Origin of the sequence: Mycobacterium helveticum, assembly GCF_007714205.1 — a bacterium.
GTDB classification, from domain to species: domain Bacteria; phylum Actinomycetota; class Actinomycetes; order Mycobacteriales; family Mycobacteriaceae; genus Mycobacterium; species Mycobacterium helveticum.
The window spans coordinates 1-448 of sequence record NZ_VMQU01000369.1 but is presented as its reverse complement, the minus strand read 5'-3'; the positions used below and the strand labels follow the sequence as shown (position 1 = coordinate 448).

The following is a 448-nucleotide window of genomic DNA, read 5'->3' as shown; positions in this document are numbered from 1 at the left end:
TCCCACGCGGCCGGCAGCGACGCGTGCACGGTGACCGACGCCAGGTCGTGATAGTCCAGGCCGGCCCGCCGCAGCTGCGGTTCGGACAGGTCGAAGCCCAGCGGCTCGACCAGATGCAGCTCGCATCCGGTGGCGGCCGCCGTCCGGATGGCGTTGCCCGTGTTCGGCGGGATGCGCGGGCAGACGAACAGCAGGCGGAACATGGGGTGATCATGACAAAGCCGCGTCCCCGGACACGCGCCGCGGGTTTGCCGGGGTTGCCCGCCGCCGGACCGGACCGCCCCCGGGGTGCCATGTCTGCTCAGTGACGATGCTGCTCAGTGACGATTCTGGTGACCTGGGCCGTGGGCTGTCATACTCGTCGAATTGCCACGCCTTCACCGCCCGCGTCCTCTGCGCTCGGCGGGTGGAATAAAGCAGGAAGTTTCATGAGCCTCTGGTTTGTATT

At 67.9% G+C, this 448-nt stretch carries 1 protein-coding gene; it reads right to left on the bottom strand.

Translation table 11 applies throughout. The annotated features are described in order from the left end of the window. On the bottom strand, window positions 1-203 hold a 203-nt coding region (locus tag FPZ47_RS27965), incomplete at its 3' end, for a tRNA (cytidine(34)-2'-O)-methyltransferase (RefSeq protein WP_282593874.1). Window positions 204-448 lie beyond the last annotated feature (245 nt).